Annotated in this window: 16 protein-coding genes; 8 read left to right on the forward strand and 8 right to left on the reverse strand. The window is 74.7% G+C overall.

All coding sequences use genetic code 11. From position 1 onward, the window contains the following. Positions 1-25 precede the first annotated feature (25 nt). Positions 26-451: an OsmC family peroxiredoxin gene (locus BSL84_RS26225; RefSeq protein ID WP_030030469.1), complete on the reverse strand. Its 426-nt coding sequence runs from the start codon at positions 449-451 to the stop codon at positions 26-28. A 68-nt stretch (positions 452-519) separates the two neighbouring features. Continuing rightward, the gene (zapE, locus tag BSL84_RS26230) at positions 520-1,578 is read right to left on the reverse strand and encodes a cell division protein ZapE (RefSeq protein ID WP_420711184.1); all 1,059 of its coding nucleotides are present in this window, start codon (positions 1,576-1,578) and stop codon (positions 520-522) included. 84 nt (positions 1,579-1,662) lie between these two features. On the opposite strand from zapE, the gene BSL84_RS26235 reads away from it, so the two are divergent. From BSL84_RS26235 to msrB, 4 genes are all read left to right on the forward strand, one after another. Further along, complete coding sequence (locus BSL84_RS26235) at positions 1,663-2,445, forward strand: pyrimidine reductase family protein (RefSeq protein ID WP_075971256.1); 783 nt, start codon at positions 1,663-1,665, stop codon at positions 2,443-2,445. Positions 2,446-2,582: 137 nt separating this feature from the next. After that, positions 2,583-3,050: a hypothetical protein gene (locus tag BSL84_RS26240; RefSeq protein ID WP_037662822.1), complete on the forward strand. Its 468-nt coding sequence runs from the start codon at positions 2,583-2,585 to the stop codon at positions 3,048-3,050. 67 nt (positions 3,051-3,117) lie between these two features. Next, complete coding sequence (gene murC / locus BSL84_RS26245; protein ID WP_075971257.1) at positions 3,118-4,515, forward strand: UDP-N-acetylmuramate--L-alanine ligase; 1,398 nt, start codon at positions 3,118-3,120, stop codon at positions 4,513-4,515. Positions 4,516-4,538: 23 nt separating this feature from the next. Beyond that, positions 4,539-4,952, forward strand: coding sequence for a peptide-methionine (R)-S-oxide reductase MsrB (msrB, locus tag BSL84_RS26250; RefSeq protein WP_030029809.1), 414 nt, complete (start codon positions 4,539-4,541; stop codon positions 4,950-4,952). A gap of 123 nt (positions 4,953-5,075) precedes the next feature. Here the strand turns inward: msrB and BSL84_RS26255 are convergent, their stop codons facing one another. Then, positions 5,076-5,399, reverse strand: coding sequence for a hypothetical protein (locus tag BSL84_RS26255; protein ID WP_030029807.1), 324 nt, complete (start codon positions 5,397-5,399; stop codon positions 5,076-5,078). A 368-nt stretch (positions 5,400-5,767) separates the two neighbouring features. Between BSL84_RS26255 and BSL84_RS26260 the strand changes: the two genes are divergently transcribed. From BSL84_RS26260 to BSL84_RS26275, 4 genes are read left to right on the forward strand one after another with little or no spacing between them, the layout of a single operon-like run. Further along, positions 5,768-8,182, forward strand: a complete 2,415-nt coding sequence (locus BSL84_RS26260; RefSeq protein WP_075971258.1) for a sensor histidine kinase — start codon at positions 5,768-5,770, stop codon at positions 8,180-8,182. Next, positions 8,179-8,598 carry a roadblock/LC7 domain-containing protein gene (locus BSL84_RS26265; protein ID WP_030032847.1) on the forward strand — a complete coding sequence of 140 codons (420 nt, stop codon included), beginning with the start codon at positions 8,179-8,181 and terminating at the stop codon, positions 8,596-8,598. The genes BSL84_RS26260 and BSL84_RS26265 overlap by 4 nt, the downstream gene beginning before the upstream one ends. Beyond that, on the forward strand, positions 8,598-8,987 hold the full coding sequence (locus BSL84_RS26270) for a DUF742 domain-containing protein (RefSeq protein ID WP_045322371.1): 390 nt from the start codon (positions 8,598-8,600) through the stop codon (positions 8,985-8,987). The genes BSL84_RS26265 and BSL84_RS26270 overlap by 1 nt, the downstream gene beginning before the upstream one ends. Continuing rightward, positions 8,974-9,579, forward strand: a complete 606-nt coding sequence (locus BSL84_RS26275) for a GTP-binding protein (protein ID WP_075971259.1) — start codon at positions 8,974-8,976, stop codon at positions 9,577-9,579. The genes BSL84_RS26270 and BSL84_RS26275 overlap by 14 nt, the downstream gene beginning before the upstream one ends. A 31-nt stretch (positions 9,580-9,610) precedes the next feature. Here BSL84_RS26275 and BSL84_RS26280 read toward each other — a convergent pair whose 3' ends face one another. The 5 genes from BSL84_RS26280 to BSL84_RS26300 all read right to left on the reverse strand — a co-directional run bounded on the left by BSL84_RS26280 (position 9,611) and on the right by BSL84_RS26300 (position 15,384). Beyond that, positions 9,611-10,525 carry an NAD-dependent epimerase/dehydratase family protein gene (locus BSL84_RS26280; RefSeq protein ID WP_234363518.1) on the reverse strand — a complete coding sequence of 305 codons (915 nt, stop codon included), beginning with the start codon at positions 10,523-10,525 and terminating at the stop codon, positions 9,611-9,613. Next, positions 10,522-11,682, reverse strand: a complete 1,161-nt coding sequence (locus BSL84_RS26285) for a cytochrome P450 (protein WP_075971261.1) — start codon at positions 11,680-11,682, stop codon at positions 10,522-10,524. The genes BSL84_RS26280 and BSL84_RS26285 overlap by 4 nt, the downstream gene beginning before the upstream one ends. 461 nt (positions 11,683-12,143) lie before the next feature. Further along, a complete protein-coding gene (locus BSL84_RS26290; protein WP_075971262.1) occupies positions 12,144-13,622 on the reverse strand; it encodes an AMP-binding protein in 1,479 nt (492 codons plus the stop codon). Continuing rightward, positions 13,622-14,356 (reverse strand): glycosyltransferase family 2 protein, encoded by a 735-nt coding sequence (locus BSL84_RS26295; RefSeq protein ID WP_075971263.1) that lies wholly within the window; start codon positions 14,354-14,356, stop codon positions 13,622-13,624. The genes BSL84_RS26290 and BSL84_RS26295 overlap by 1 nt, the downstream gene beginning before the upstream one ends. 5 nt (positions 14,357-14,361) lie before the next feature. Beyond that, positions 14,362-15,384: a 3-oxoacyl-ACP synthase III family protein gene (locus BSL84_RS26300; RefSeq protein WP_075971264.1), complete on the reverse strand. Its 1,023-nt coding sequence runs from the start codon at positions 15,382-15,384 to the stop codon at positions 14,362-14,364. Positions 15,385-15,502: the final 118 nt, after the last annotated feature.

The raw sequence follows: 15,502 nt of genomic DNA on the forward strand, positions 1-15,502 counted from the left end.
CCGGCCCGTACCCCCGGGACGGTGATCAGGCGAGCTTGGCGCTCAGGGTGATCGTGGTGCCGGTCAGGGCCTGGCTCACCGGGCAGTTCTTCTTGGCGTCCTCGGCGGCGGCGGCGAAGGCGTCGTCGTCCAGCCCCGGGACCTCCCCCTCCACGCTGAGGTGGATGCCGGTGATGCCCTCACCGGGCTGGAAGGTGACGTCCGCCTTGGTCTCCAGCCGGGTGGGCGGGGTGCCCGCGCCCGCGAGGCCGTGGGACAGCGCCATCGAGAAGCAGCTGGAGTGGGCGGCGGCGATCAGCTCCTCCGGGCTGGTCTTGCCGTTCGCGGCCTCGGAGCGGGCGGGCCAGGAGACGTCGTACGAACCGATGCCCGAGGAGTCGAGGCTGACGACGCCCTTGCCCTTGAGCAGGTCGCCTTCCCAGACGGTGTGCGCGTGACGCGTGGTGGCCATGGTGATCCCTTCGCAGGTGTTGGGAAACGGCCGGCCTCCCGCAAGGGGGCGGACCGGCCTTCCCAAACCTACTGGGACACCAGGGGTTTCGCGTCGCGCGCCAGCGCGGTGAGCCGCGATATGGCGCGGAAGTACTTCTTCCGGTAGCCGCCGTTCAGCATGTCCTCGCTGAACAGCCTGTCGAAGGGGACACCGGACGCCAGCACCGGCACCTCGCGGTCGTACAGCCGGTCGGCCAGGACCACCAGCCGCAGCGCCGTCGACTGGTCCGGCACCGGGCCGACGTCGGTCAGGCAGACCGCCGTGATCCCGTCGGTCAGGGCGCCGTAGCGGCTCGGGTGCACCCGGGCCAGGTGTTCCAGCAGGCCGGGGAAGTCGTCCAGGCTCGCGCCCTCGGTCGCGTACGCGGCCTTGGCGACCTGCTCGTCGGAGAACGGCGCCGGAGCCTCCGGCAGGCCGCGGTGGCGGTAGTCCTGGCCGTCGATCCGCAGCGGCCGGAAGTGCGCCGACAGCCCCTGGATCTCCCGCAGGAAGTCCGCGGCGGCGAAGCGGCCCTCGCCGAGCTTGCCGGGCAGCGTGTTGGAGGTGGCGGCCAGTGCCACGCCCTGCTCGACCAGGCGGCTGAGCAGCGAGGACACCAGCACGGTGTCGCCCGGGTCGTCCAGCTCGAACTCGTCGATGCACAGCAGCCGGTGCCCGCCCAGGGTCTGCACGGTCTGCTGGAAGCCGAGCGCGCCCACCAGGTTCGTGAGCTCCACGAAGGTGCCGAAGGCCTTGAGCGCGGGCTCGGCCGGGGTGGCGTGCCACAGGGAGGCGAGCAGGTGGGTCTTGCCGACGCCGTAACCGCCGTCGAGGTAGACCCCGCGCGGCCCGGCGGGGGCCGCGGGCTTCTTCGAGAACCAGCGCCTCTTCCCCGCGCCGCTCGCGTGCGCCCCGCCGAGGCCCGCGGCGAAGCCGCTCAGCACGGTGACCGCCTCGGCCTGGCTCGGCTGGGCCGGGTCGGGGTTGTAGGTGTCGAAGCGGACGGAGTCGAACCGCGGCGGCGGCACCATCTCGGCCACCAGCCGTTCGGCGGGCACCCGCGGCTCGCGCGCGCACAGCGCCCGCGGCCCGGCGTCGTCGGCTATCGGGGGCCGGCCCGGGGTGTGACCGGAGGTGGAGAGTGATGTCGACACAGCCCTTAACTCTACGGGGCGTGGCACACTGCACCGATGCGACGCCTGTTCCCTGTGACCGATCAGACACCAGCCCAGAGGGCGGACGCGGCCGACCGGGAGTGGTCGCTCGACGAGCTCGCGGACGCCTACGCGTACCCCGAGCTGGCGGCGGACGGCCACTGGCTGCGGGCCAACATGGTTTCCACCCTGGACGGCGCCGCCCAGCACGACGGCCGCTCACAGCCCATCTCCGGCGAGACCGACATGCGGATCTTCGGCACCCTGCGGGCGCTGGCCGATGTGGTGGTCGTCGGCGCGGAAACGGTTCGCCAGGAGGGGTACCGCCCCGCCCGCGCCCGGGAGGCCTTCGCGGCCCGCCGGGAGGCCGCCGGTCAGGGCCCCGCCCCCGCCATCGCGGTGATCACCGCCAGCCTCGACCTGGACTTCTCGCTGCCGCTCTTCACCTCGCCGCTGGTGCCGACCCTGGTGGTCACCGGCGCCGCGGCGCCCTCCGACCGGGTGGCCGACGCCGTGCACGCCGGGGCCGAGGTCGTGGTGGCCGGCGAGGGCGCGGCCGTGGACGCGGCCCGGGCCGTACGGGAACTCGCCGACCGGGGGCTGCGCCGTCAGCTCACCGAGGGCGGCCCCCGGCTGCTGGGGCAGTTCGTGGCCGCCGACGTGCTGGACGAGCTGTGCCTGACGATCTCCCCGACCCTTACGGCGGGCGGTGCCCAGCGCATCGCGGGAGGGCCCCCCGTCACGGTTCCGCACCGGCTCGTGCCCGCCTGCGTACTGGAAGAGGCCGGGTTCCTGTTCACGAGCTACCGTCGGATCTGACAAGGGGCGGAATTTCCCGTTCCGCTTTGCTTCCGCTGGGCACATATACCTGCGCAAGCCCCGTGCGAGAGCGGGGCAGGATGGTTTCCGCAGGGGCCGGCCGGCGCCGGCCTCGGCCCATGAAGGAGAGGGCGTCCGTGTTCACGAGCGTATTGATGATCGAGCAGCCGCTGACCACGGTGGACGTGGACTTCGTCACCAGCCTCCACGGAGACGACCCGGTCTCCTTCGTCGTCCTCATGCAACCCCGCGGCGACCAGGACCGACTGCTGCGCGCCATCGACGACGTGGCACTCGGCGAGCTCCCGGAGGCCATCCGCGAGGGCGACGAACCCGAGGGCGAGGACGCGCTCGGCCCCGCCGCACACGCCCTCGCGCACTCCCTGAACGCCCTGCGCCAGAAGGGCGCCATGGCCGTCGGGCAGATCGTCGAGAAGCATCCGCTCGACAAACTGCAGTCCGTCGTGGACGAGACCGGCGCCGACGAGGTGATCGTCCTGACCTCGCCGCACTTCGTGGAGGAGTTCTTCCACCGGGACTGGGCCTCACGGGCGCGCCACAAGGTCGGCGTTCCCGTGCTCAAGCTCTTCGCCCACAACGAATAGGCTGGGACCCCACAGCCCGACGCCCACGGGGCACCCAAGCACCGCACTCGATCCTGGAGCGACCTGAATGAAGCCCGGCCTGCCGACCGCCATGGAACGGCCCCACTTCATCGGCATCGGCGGCGCCGGCATGTCCGGCATCGCGAAGATCCTGGCCCAGCGCGGCGGCCAGGTCGCCGGCAGCGACGCCCGCGGCGACTCCGAGACCGCCGACGCCCTGCGCGCCCACGGCGTCACCGTCCACGGCGGGCACACCGTCGACCACCTCGCCGCCGACTCCACCTGCGTGGTCGTCTCCAGCGCCATCCGCGCCGACAACCCCGAGCTGGCCCGCGCCGCCGAGCTCGGCATCCCCGTCGTGCACCGCTCCGACGCCCTCGCCGCCCTGATGGACGGCCTGCGTCCGATCGCCGTCGCCGGCACCCACGGGAAGACCACCACCACCTCGATGCTGGCGGTCTCCCTCTCGGCCCTGGGCCTGGACCCCTCCTACGCCATCGGCGGCGACCTCGACGCCCCGGGCTCCAACGCCCACCACGGCGAGGGCGACATCTTCGTGGCCGAGGCCGACGAGAGCGACCGCACCTTCCACAAGTACTCCCCGCAGGTCGCGATCATCCTCAACGCGGAGCTCGACCACCACGCGAACTACGCGTCGATCGAGGAGATCTACGAGTCCTTCGAGACCTTCGTCGGCAAGATCGTGCCCGGCGGCACCCTGGTCGTCGCCCACGGCCAGGAGGGCGCCGCCGAGATCGCCCGCCGCGTCGCGGGCCGCGAGGGCCTCACCGTCGTCACCTACGGCGAGGAGGAGGACGCCGACATCCGCATCACCAAGATCACCCCGCGTGGCCTGACCAGCGAGGTCACCGTGGTCCTGGACGGCCGGATGCTCACCTTCACCGTCTCCGTCCCCGGCCGCCACTACGCCCACAACGCCGTCGCCGCGCTCGCCGCGGGCGTCGCCCTCGGCATCCCGGCCCACAACCTGGCCTCCGCCCTCGGCAAGTACACCGGCGTCAAGCGCCGCCTCCAGCTCAAGGGCGAGGCCGCCGGCGTCCAGGTCATCGACTCCTACGCGCACCACCCCACCGAGATGACCGCCGACCTGGAGGCCATCCGCGGGGCCGCCGGGGACTCCCGGATCCTGGTCGTCTTCCAGCCGCACCTGTTCTCCCGCACCCAGGAGCTCGGCAAGGAGATGGGCCAGGCCCTGGCCCTCGCCGACGCCTCCGTGGTCCTGGACATCTACCCCGCCCGCGAGGACCCGCTCCCCGGCGTCACCAGCGAGATCATCATCGCCGCGGCCCGGGCGGCGGGCGCCGACGTCACCGCCGAGCACGACAAGACGGCCGTCGCCGACGTGATCGCGGGAATGGCCAAGCCCGGCGATCTCGTTCTCACCATGGGCGCGGGCGACGTCACGGACCTCGGTCCGGCCATCCTCGCGCGCCTGTCGAGCTGACGGAACGAGGGAGCGGGAGAGTCATGTCGTACGAGGTCGAGAAGACGGACGAGCAGTGGCAGGCGGAGCTGACCCCGTCCGAGTACCAGGTGCTGCGCCTCGCCGGCACCGAGCCGGCCTTCCGCGGTGAGTACACCGACACCAAGACGGAGGGCGTCTACTCCTGCCGCGGCTGCGGCGCCGAGCTGTTCCGCTCCTCGGAGAAGTTCGAGTCGCACTGCGGCTGGCCGTCCTTCTACGACCCGAAGGACACCGACGCCGTCGAACTGCTCGCCGACACCTCCCACGGCATGGTCCGCACCGAGGTCCGCTGCGCGAAGTGCGGCTCCCACCTGGGACACGTCTTCGAGGGCGAGGGGTACCCGACGCCCACCGACCAGCGGTACTGCATCAACAGCATCTCGCTGCGCCTGACCCCGGCCCCCGACGCGGGCTGACGCCCGCTCCGCAGGACCGGGCCCCGGCTTCCGGGGACGACGGGCCTTCCTCAGCCCCCGCACGGGGCCGGGGAAGGCCCGTCTGCGTGTCCGCGCGGGCTCAGACCCGTACGCCGCGCCGGCTCAGCCGCTGCACTGGGTCAGTTCGCCGCCCTGGCGGACGCTGTACTGCCCCGGCGGCACGTTCATGACCTGGAAGCCGCCGTTCTGGGCGATCTCGACCGTCCCGCCGAAGCCGGCCGACCCGTACACGTAGGCCGGGCCCGCAGTGAAGCCGCCGCCGGACAGGTGCACCTTGCCGTTCTCCAGGACCCCGGAGGTCGAACACGTCGCGGCCGGGACCGCGGCCGGCGGGGTGTGCGGGACCGCGGCGAGCGCGGCCGGGGCGGCGACGAACGAGGCGGCCACGAGGGGACCGAGGACGAGGAGCCGTGTGCGCCGGTTCATGGGACTTCCTTACCGGGAGGAATCGGGAGGCCTCGCGCCGCACGCCGCGGGCGGGGCCGCCTTTCCATCGTCACCCCGCCCCCTGCCCGGTGCGACCGGAGCGCCGGGCGGCCGAAACCGGACGCCGATGATGTCGAGGACATCGCGGTTCGATTCCGATCCGGTCTCTGGCCTGGGGTGATCCACCGCAGATAGCACGGACGGCCTTCGAAGACACCTCTCTGTTTCTTCCGTCTGTCTGGTTATGATCGCCCCCTCACATCCCGTCACCACCACGCGGGTTGTGGCCGTCCCCTCAGCAGTGCCCTGCCCGGTCAGGCCGTTCGCCCGCCCCTGACGTCCCCAGTCGCCCCCGCTCCCGAGGACCGATGTCTCCCACAGAACCCGAAGGCATACGAGGGCGGTCGACGACGCGTCGGTGGCGCAACGTACGCCTGCGCACCCTCCTCATCTGGCTGGCCGTGGTCCCCACCGTGGCGATGGGCACCCAAGTCACGTTGACCGCCGACCGGTTGCTGGAGCAGTCCGCGCAGCTGCGCGCCGACGTGGAGGCAGCCGAGCGGGTCGGCGCACCCCTCTACACGCTCATGGTCGACATGCAGGCCGAGCGGACGGCGACCGCGGCCCTGTGGGCGGGCACCGAAGGGGCCGAGGGCGAACTGCGCATACGGCGCGCCGCCACCGACTCGGCCGCCGCCGAGTTCGGCCGGCTCGCCGACGACCCGGCGAGGTCCTTCGCCGAAGTGACCGGGCAGCTCGGCAAACTGGCCGCCTACCGCCAGCGCGCGGACACCCGCAGCGGCGCCGCCGACAGCACGCTCGCCTACTACTCCGAGGTCATCGGCAAGGTCATCCAGGTCTACCAGCGGGAGTTCAGCCACGCCGAGGACGCCGAACTCGCCCAGGCCAGCCGCCCCGTGGTCTCGATGCTCCAGGCCACCGAGATGGTCGCGCGCGAGGACACCGTCCTGGCGCTCGCCGGACCGTCCGGAGAACTGGGCTTCGTCGGCTACGACCAGTTCGTCAGCTCCCTGGGAGCCCAGCGCTACCTCCACGAGGCGCTGATCGTGCCGCACCTCGCGGAAGGCGACGAGCGGTTCTACGAACGGGTCGTCGGCTCCGCGGACTGGCAGACCAAGACACGTATCGAGAACGCGGTCCTCTCCGGCCACAAGGACACCGACACGGGCATCAGGGTGCCCGCCGAGGTCGGCGAATGGAAGTCCGCCCACGCCAACTTCTCCGTCCAGATGACCACGCTCAACATCGACCTGGCGCGCTCGGTGCTCACCCGCGGCGAGGCCAAGGCCGCCGAGCTGCAGACCGAGGTGACCTGGCTGATCGCCGGCAGCGGCGGCGGGCTGCTGGCCGTCGTCGTCGTGGTCGTCTTCACCACCCGGTCGGTCCTGCGCCGCCTGCGCGAACTGCACGAGCGCACCGTGACCGTGGCCGAGGACACCCTCCCCGACGTCGTCGCCCGGCTCCAGCGGGGGCAGACCGTGGACCCCGAGGCCCTGCCGGCCGTCAGCGGGGACCGGGACGAGGTCGGCCGCATCAGCGACGCCTTCGCCCGCGCCGTCGCCGTGTCGGTCGACGGACACCGGCAGCTGGCCGCGGAGCGCCACGGCTTCGGGCTGTTCGCCTCGGGCATCGCCTCGCGCACCGGGAACCTCGTCAGCCGCCAGCTGAGCCTGACCGAGGACATCCAGGACGCCTTCGGCCACGACGAGGCGCTGCTCGCCCAGTTGATGCGGTCCGACCAGCTGACGGTCGGCATGCGGCGGCAGGTCGAGAACCTCCTCATTCTGGCGGGCGGTGAGGTCCCCGACCCGCACACCGAGCCCATGCGCGTCGCCGACCTGCTGCGCGAAGCCGCCGCGGAGGTCGAGGACTTCCGGCGCATCGAGCGCCAGGCCCTGGACGAGACCAGCGTGGAGCCGAGCGCCATCAGTCAGATCAGCCACCTGCTGGCCGAGCTGCTGGACAACGCCACCCGGTTCTCCCCGCCCAAGTCCAAGGTGGTCATCCGCGCCGAACTCGTCGCGGACGGACTGACGGTGGAGATCGAGGACCGCGGGCCACGCGTGAGCCCCGAGCGGTACGAGGAGATGAACGGGCGCCTGCACCAGGCGCCGCCGTACTCCGTCCTGGCGCAGAACGCGCACCGGCTCGGCCTCTTCGTCGTGGGCCACCTCGCCGACCAGCTCGGCGCCACGGTCACCCTGCGCCGCTCGGTGTACGGCGGGACCTGCGCGGTGGTGGTCCTCCCGGCCGCACTGCTGCTGCCGACCGAGGGGGAGCCCCCGCGCGAGGACCCGGTTCCGGCCGCGACCCCGGCCGCGGAACGGATCCCGGCCCCGGCCGCGGCCGCGGAGCACGCTGTGGAGCGGGCCGCGGAGCCCGAGTCGGCCGAGGCCGAGTCCGCCGAGACCCGGACTGCCGTGCCCGAGTCCGCCGCGGACCGCGAGCCGGAGCCGGTGGCGCACACGAGCGCCGGACTGCCCAGCCGCCGTACGAAGACGCCCCGGCACGCACCCGCCGCCGTACCCGCACCCGCCGCCGTACCCGCGGCCCGCCCGGACGCCGCTGCCGCCCCCGCGCGCCCGGCCCTCCCCGAGCGTGTCCCGCAGGCCCACCTCGCCGACCAACTGCGCGCGCCCCGCGCGCCGGAAACACAGGTCCCCCAGGACAGCGCGACACCCGAAGAGGTCGCCGACGCCTGGGCGGACTACGAACAGGGGACCCAGACAGTGGAAGAAGAGCTCCGACGGGATCAGTCATGACCACCTCATCGAACACCGCGGCATCCAACGACGCGATCTACAGCGTCCTCGACAACAACCTGAGCAGAATCGCCGGCATCCAGGGAGCGGTGCTCCTGTCCAACGACGGCATCCGCCTCAGCGCCTACCTGCTGGACCAGCCCCAGGCCGAACGCATGGCGGCCGCCGCCTCCGGCATCGCCTCCACGATGAAGGCGATATCCCGGGAGATCGACGGCGGCCGCGTCATCCGCCAGCTCGTCGAGATGGACGACCGGTACCTGTGCATCGTCGGGTGCGGGGAGGGCAGCACGCTCATCGTGGTGACCTCCCGCAAGGCCCGCCTCGGCGAACTGGGCGGCGAGGCCGTACGCACCGCGCAGGCGCTCGGCGAATGGCTGGGCACCCCCGAGCGCGGCCAGACGCCGAACCGGTAATGCCGCCGCAGGACGAGCCGCAGGCGCCGCCGCCGCAGCAGCCCGCAAGTCGCCGCCGTACGCGGCTGTACGCCCTCACCGACGGCCGTACAGCCGCACAGCACACCGTCCTGACCATGGACACCACCATCACGGCGGCGGACGCCGACGACGCGCACGGGGCGCTGCCCACCGAGTGGCAGGAGATCCTCGACCTGTGCGCGCCGCCGGGCGGGCGGGCGGTCGCGGAGATAGCGGCACGGATGAACATCCGCCTCACCCCGATGACGCTGCTCCTCGGGGAACTCGCCGAACGCGGGCTGATCACCCACCGGCCGCCTCTGGCGGCCTCCGACACCACCGACGTCAACCTGCTCATGAGAATCAGGGACAGCCTTGCCCGGATATGAAACGCCCGCCACACCCGCCCCGGGGGAACCGGCCCCGGTCAAGATCCTGATAGCCGGCGGATTCGGGGTCGGCAAGACCACCCTGGTGCAGACGATCTCCGAGATCGAGCCGCTGCGGACGGAGGAGCGGCTGACGGCCGCGGGCGTCGGCGTCGACGACCTCGAAGGCATCGAGTCCAAGAACCTCACCACCGTGGCGATGGACTTCGGACGGATCACGCTCACCGACGCCGGCGTCGTCCTCTACCTGTTCGGCACGCCGGGCCAGGAACGCTTCTGGTTCATGTGGGACGACCTCCTGGGCGGCGCCCTCGGGGCGATCGTGCTGGTCGACACGCGGCGCCTCGACCGCAGCTTCGCGGCCGTCGACTTCTTCGAGAGCCGCGGCCTGCCCTTCGTGGTCGGCGCGAACTGCTTCCACGGCGAACAGCCCTACACCGCCGAGGAGATCGGGGCGGCCCTGCACCTGCGGGATCCGAACACGCCCGTCCTCATGCTCGACGCCCGCTCGCGCACGGACGTCCGCGCGTCCCTGCTCGCCCTCCTCGACGTCCTCATCGACCAGGCCCGCCAGGCCCCCGCCACCGGCTGACGGTCCCCCGCCACCGGCTGACGGTCCCCCGTCACCGGCTGACGGCCCCGGCCCGGACCGCCACCACGTCTCCCAGATGGTCCGCCAGCGTGCGCCGCGGGAGCCAGCCCCGGGCGCGGGCCCGGGTCAGGTCCAGGACCACCGGGTGGGCCAGCTGGTCCACCGCGTACCGGCTCAGGGCCGGCTCGGCGGTCGCCAGCGCCTCCGCGACCCGGGCCGCCGTACGGGCCACCCGCAGCGGCAGGTGCCGGACGCGGGCGCGGACGCCGTGCGCGTCCAGCACCGCGCGGACCGCGGTGTCCCGCCCGTACGGCTGCCCGTCGGCGATGTTGTACGCCCCCGGCGGCCAGGCCGCAGCCGCGAGGCAGGCGTCCGCCAGGTTCTCCACGGCCGTCAGGCTCAGCCGTACGTCCGGGCCCGGCAGCAGCAGGGTCCCCGCCCGTACCCGGGACAGCAGCCGCGGCAGCAGCGTGGTGTCACCCGGCCCGTACACGGCCCGCGGCCGCAACACCACCGCCCCGGCGGCCAGCGCCAGCTCCTCGCCCGCCGCCTTCGTACGGCCGTAGGCGTTCAACTGCCCGGCGCGCGGATGGTCCTCGCCGACCAGGGAGCGGTCGAGCCGCGGGTCGTAGACGCTGGCACTGCTCACCCACACCACCGGCCGGCCCGCCGCGGCCCGTAGCAGCCGCTCGGTACCGACGACGTTGACCTCCTGCATCAGCGCCTCCGCCGCGGAACCGGGGGAGGGATCGCCGACCGCCGCCGCGCAGTGCACCACCACGTCCACGCCGGTGAGGTCCGGGTCGCCCGCGGCCGCGTCCCAGAACCGGTGCCCGCCCACCGGTCCCGGCCGGCGGCCCAGCCCCACCACCCGCGCACCGGCCGCCGCCGCGGTGCGCGCCACGTGCCCGCCGCAGAAGCCGCTCGCGCCCGTCACCGCGATCACGACGCCGCCCGTAGGCACAGCGTCCGCCAGCCCGGCAGGGCAGCGCCCCGGTCCACGCGGGCGCGTGTCACCACCGGCCGGTGGGGGGCCAGCGCCGCCAGTACGTCGGCCAGCTGGACGGCCGCGAGCCGGGCCCCGGGGCACGTGTGCGCCCCGGCCCCGAACACCAGTCGGGACACCGCCGGTTCCGCGGGGTCGCGGGCGTCCGGGTCGCGCCGGTGCGCGTCCGCCGCGTGCCGGGCGACCAGCAGCAGCCGGTCGCCGGCCCGCACCGGGCAGCCGCCGACCGTGCCGTCCGCGGCGGCCACCCGCGGCAGCAGCGGCGAGGCCGCGGTGACCCGCAGCAACTCGGCCGCCAGGGCCGGGCGAAGTGCCTCGTCGGCTGCCTGGTCCCACAGCCCCGCGTCGGCGCACCAGGCCACGGCCCGCGGCAGCGCCGCCACGGTGGTGTTCACGGCGGCCACCGCCACCATCGCCGCGAGCGCGCCGTCGACACCGTGCCCGCGCATGTGCCGGGTGGGACAGGGCCGGTGGGCCGCACGGGCGTCTTCCGCCGCCTCGCCGCCCAGCAGGTCGCGGAGCCGGCCGGCGGCCCGGGCGGCGGCGGCCTCGGCGCGCGGGCGGCGGGGGCCGGGCAGGTGGCTGCGTACGGCGGCGGCCGCGGCCTCGGCGGCGGCCCGCGCGACCCCGTACGGGTCGGCGCCGGAGCCGAGCAGCGCGCACACCACCGTCCCGGACAGTTCCCGGGCCAGCTCGACGAGGTCCACCTCCCGGCCCTCGGCGAGCGGCGCGAGACGGCGTACGAGCAGGGGCTGCCAGCGGGCCCGCAGCTCCTCCACCCCGGCGGTGCCGAGGCCGCCCGCGAGGTCCCGCCGGTCGGCCCGGTGCCCGCCGCCCTCCTGGTCGAAGAGCACACCCCCGTCGCCCCCCAGCGCGGAGCGCGCCGCGGCGCCGGTGGTGCCCTCGGCGGTCCGGTCGAGCGGCAGCCCGGTCAGCGCCTCCCGGTAGGCGTCCGTGCCGTGCACCAGCATGGTCCGGCCCAGTCGGCGCACGGGACGGCCGCGGGTGGCGGCGAGCAGCCCGAACAGCACGGGATGGCCGCCCAGATAGACCCGGCGGTCACGGCGACGCGCCCGGGCATGCGACGTGGGACTCATCAGGGCGGTACCTCCGTGGAACGTGCGGACGAGGGGAAAGAGCGGGCTGCCACGGCCGTACGCCGCCCCCGGCCGGCGGCGCGGCTCCGGCTCGGCGGCCCGGACACCGGCCGCCGGGCCGCGCGGACGCGGTATGGGGCCCAGGCCTGGCGGCTCGGCCGGCGCCTGACGGCAAGAACAACGGCGTGGTGGCCGTAACACAGGCGGCCCTGCGGCTCGGCGCGGACAGCGGTACGGCGGCCCGGACACGGGCCGGTGGCCGGCATGCCGGCCGCCGGGCCGCGCGGACGCGGTATCGGGCGCAGGGAGGCGGCTGGGCCGTGGCCTGACGCCTCGAACGACGGCGTGGTGGCCCGGACACCGGGCCCGGCGGCGCGGCTCCGGCCGGGTGGCTCGGCCCCGGCCCGGCGGCCCGGACACCGGCCCGGCGGGGGTTGCTGTCGGCGCGGTGGGGCCGGTTCTCACGCCGGGCCCAGGTGCCGGGCCGCCAGGGCGGCCGTCGCCGCACGGTCCGGTTTGCGCGAGCGCCCCGACAGCGGGATCCGCGCGAGGAGCACCTCGTCCGGGCGGGCCGTGCCCATCCGGGCGACCGGCTCCGACAGGGCCGCGCGCAGCGCCGGTTCGTCAGCGCCGCGCTGCGGCTGCACGACGGCGACGAGGCGTTCGTCGCCGTCGCCCGCCGGGATCCCGACGAGCACGGCCAGCTCCACCCCCGGCACGTGCAGGGCGGGCTCGTACAGGCCCGGGTAGATGTTCTCGGCCCGGCGCAGCACCATGTCCTTGCACCGGCCCTCCAGGACGATCCGGCCCCCGGCGTCCAGCCGCGCCCGGTCGCCCGTACGCACCCACGGATCGGGATCCTCGCCGAGGTAGCGGTGGCGGGCCGCCGGCCCGGCCAGCAGCAGCTGGCCGTCGCCGTCCCGGTCGGCCCGTACGCCGGGCAGCGGGGCCCCGACCAGGTCCCCGGCCCCCTCGAAGGCGGACTTCTCCCGGGACTCGACCGCCGCGGCGGGGAACAGTTCGGTGAGCGCGTACACACCCCAGGCCTCCGCCGCGCCCGCGTCCCGTACGCGTTCCAGCAGGCCGGCGCCTGCCGGGGCGGAGCCCGTCCACACCCGGCCGTGGAACCGGGCGCCGGCCCCCAGAGCGTCCCGCAGCCGGGGCGGGGTCAGATAGCTGTCGCAGGGCCGCAGCCGGTGCAACTGCCGTGCCAGTACCCGGGCGTTGCCGGCCGGCAGGGCCACGGCGGCGCCGCGGGTCAGGGCGGGGACGAGGACGAAGAAGGTGCCGCCGAGCACCGGATCGTCCCCGCGGGCGTCGAACAGGGAGGAGACCGTCGCCATGCCCGCCGAAAGGCTCGCCCGGGTGTGCACCACGGCGCGCGGCCGGGAGGTGGTCCCGGAGGTGAACACGATCACCGCGTCGGCGTCGCCGTCCACGGCGGCGGACGCGGGCACGCCGAGCCGCGGAGCCCCCGGGTCCAGTGCGGGCGCGCACCCCGGCAGCCGGGGTCCGACGGTGGCCACCGGGCCCAGGCCTGCCAGGTCGGGCAGGGCGAGCCCGGCGCGGCGGGCCAGCGGCCGGGCCCAGCCCGCCACGGCCTGCGCGGCCGCGTCGGCCAGCACCAGCGCGGGCCGCGCCAGCGCGAGGCGGGCCCGCAGGACGTCGGGCCCGGCGCCCGGGTCCAGGACGGCCCCGCGCAGCCCCAGCCGCCACAGCGCCAGCAGCATGGCGAGGGCCCGCGGTCCGGGGCGTACGGCGACCCCGACGGTGTCGCCGGCGCGCAGCCCGCGCGCGTGCAGGGCGGCGGCGAACGCGTCGGCCAGCTCGGCGACGTCGCCGCGGGTGGCCCGCACCCGGGGCGCGCCGGTACGGGTCGCGGTGAGGACGGCGGGCCGCTCGGGGCGGCTGCGCAGCGCGTGGTCGAGTCGGTCCAGCATCAGCGGGGGTCGTCCGTTCCGTGTGGTCCGCTGCCCTGGTCCAGGTACCAGCGGGCGGTGCCGGCGATCCCGTAGGCCCGCAGGCGCCGCGTCGAGTTCTCCACGACCATCTCCCGGCAGTGGACGATCCGGTCGGTGTGGCGGCGTACGGCGTTGAGGAACAGCCGGTCGGTCGGCGAGGGGCGCCGCGGCATCCCGCCGACGGCCAGGTACAGCTCGGCGGTGATCGCCATGTTGTTCCCGGCGTGCATGCGGTACGGGGCACGGTAGCCGTGGCGGCGGGCGTGCCGCGGCCGCAGCCGCCCGAAGAGGGCGGCGAGCACCACCAGCACGGCGAAACCGGCCCGACCCAGCGGGCCGTGCTCGTCGCGCCGGGCCGTGATCCGCCCGCACACCAGCCCGGGCCGGCGGGTGAGCGCGGCCCGCGCGGCCGCCGTCCAGCCGGGCCGGGGCAGGCAGTCGGCGTCGGTGCGGGCGAGGAACGCCGCCCCCCGGCCGATCGCGTACCGGAAACCGGTGTCCACGGCGGATCCGACACCCTTCTCGGGCTCCTCGACCACCTCCACCGGGAAGGGCGCGGCGGCCGCGAACTCCCGGGCGACGGCTCCCGTGCCGTCCGCCGAGGCGTTGTCGACTACGAGGAGGGTGAAGTCCAGGTCCCGCTGCGCGGCGAGCGCCCGCAGGGTGTCCGCGAGCCGGGCCTCCTCGTCGTGCGCGGGCACCACGACCCACATGCGGCTCACGACTTCTCCCAGACCATCGTCATGATGCTGATGCCGCCGCCCAGGCCGACGAACAGCACCCGCTCGCCCGGCGCCAGCTGCGGGAACACCCGGTCCAACTGCACCCCGATGCTCGCGCTCGCGATGTTGCCGAGCTCGGGCACGGTCACCACCAGCTTGTCGGCGGGCACCCCGGTCAGTTCGGCGAACCGCTCCAGGTACGGGACCGTCACCTGGTGCACGAGCACCTTCGCGAAGCCGTCCCACGACATCCCCGTGCGGTGCAGCGTCCGGTCGATGACGGCGGTGCCCACCTTCTCGAAGACGCCGCGCAGTTCGTGCCCGTCACCGCGGAAGTAGGTGTACGCGTCCCCGCGCGGGTGGCGCGAACCGCCGCCGGGTATGCCGCCGACCTCCCAGTGCTCCGAGTGGGTCTCGGTGTCCACGTAGAGGATGCCGCCGCGCTCCACGGCCTCCACCACGACGGCGGCGCCGGCGTCGCCGAAGGTGTAGCCGGCGAAGGCGTCGCGCAGCTCCGCCGGTCCGGACGGGTCCTTGCGCACCGCCCGGCTCGGGGTCTCGCCGGTCACCACCAGGGCCCGCCGGGCCCGGCCGGCGAGGATCATCGACCGGGCGAGGTCGATGCCGTTCACGAAGCTGTTGCAGGCGTTGGCGACGTCCAGGGCGTGGGCCCGCGAGCCCAGTTCCGCCTGCACGATGTGCGCGGTCGCCGGCTCGACCATGTCGCGGGACGCGGAGGCGAAGAGCAGCAGGTCGATGTCGAGGGGCGACAGCGCGGCGGAGTCCAGGGCCCGGCGGGCGGCGCCCACGGCGAGCGTCGACGCGTACACGCCCTCGCCCGCGACCCGGCGGGAGACGATCCCGGTGGCCTGCGTCAGCAGCCTCGGCGGCAGCGCCAGACCACTGCGGCGCGCCACCTCCCCCTGAAGGGCCTCGGAGGACACCACCTCGGCGGGCAGGAAGCTGCCGACGGCGGTCGGCCCGGCGCTGCGGGGCGGGTCACACGGCTCGATGAACATGTCCACACGATGGCAAGGCGGGCGCGGCCCGGGCCTGAGTACGGATGCTCAGTTCGCGGGGGTGCGGTGCGCGGCCCAGATGAGTAGGAACGCCGCGTTCCGGCCATGTGTCCCGTTC

The organism is Streptomyces sp. TN58 (genome assembly GCF_001941845.1).
Classification (GTDB): domain Bacteria; phylum Actinomycetota; class Actinomycetes; order Streptomycetales; family Streptomycetaceae; genus Streptomyces.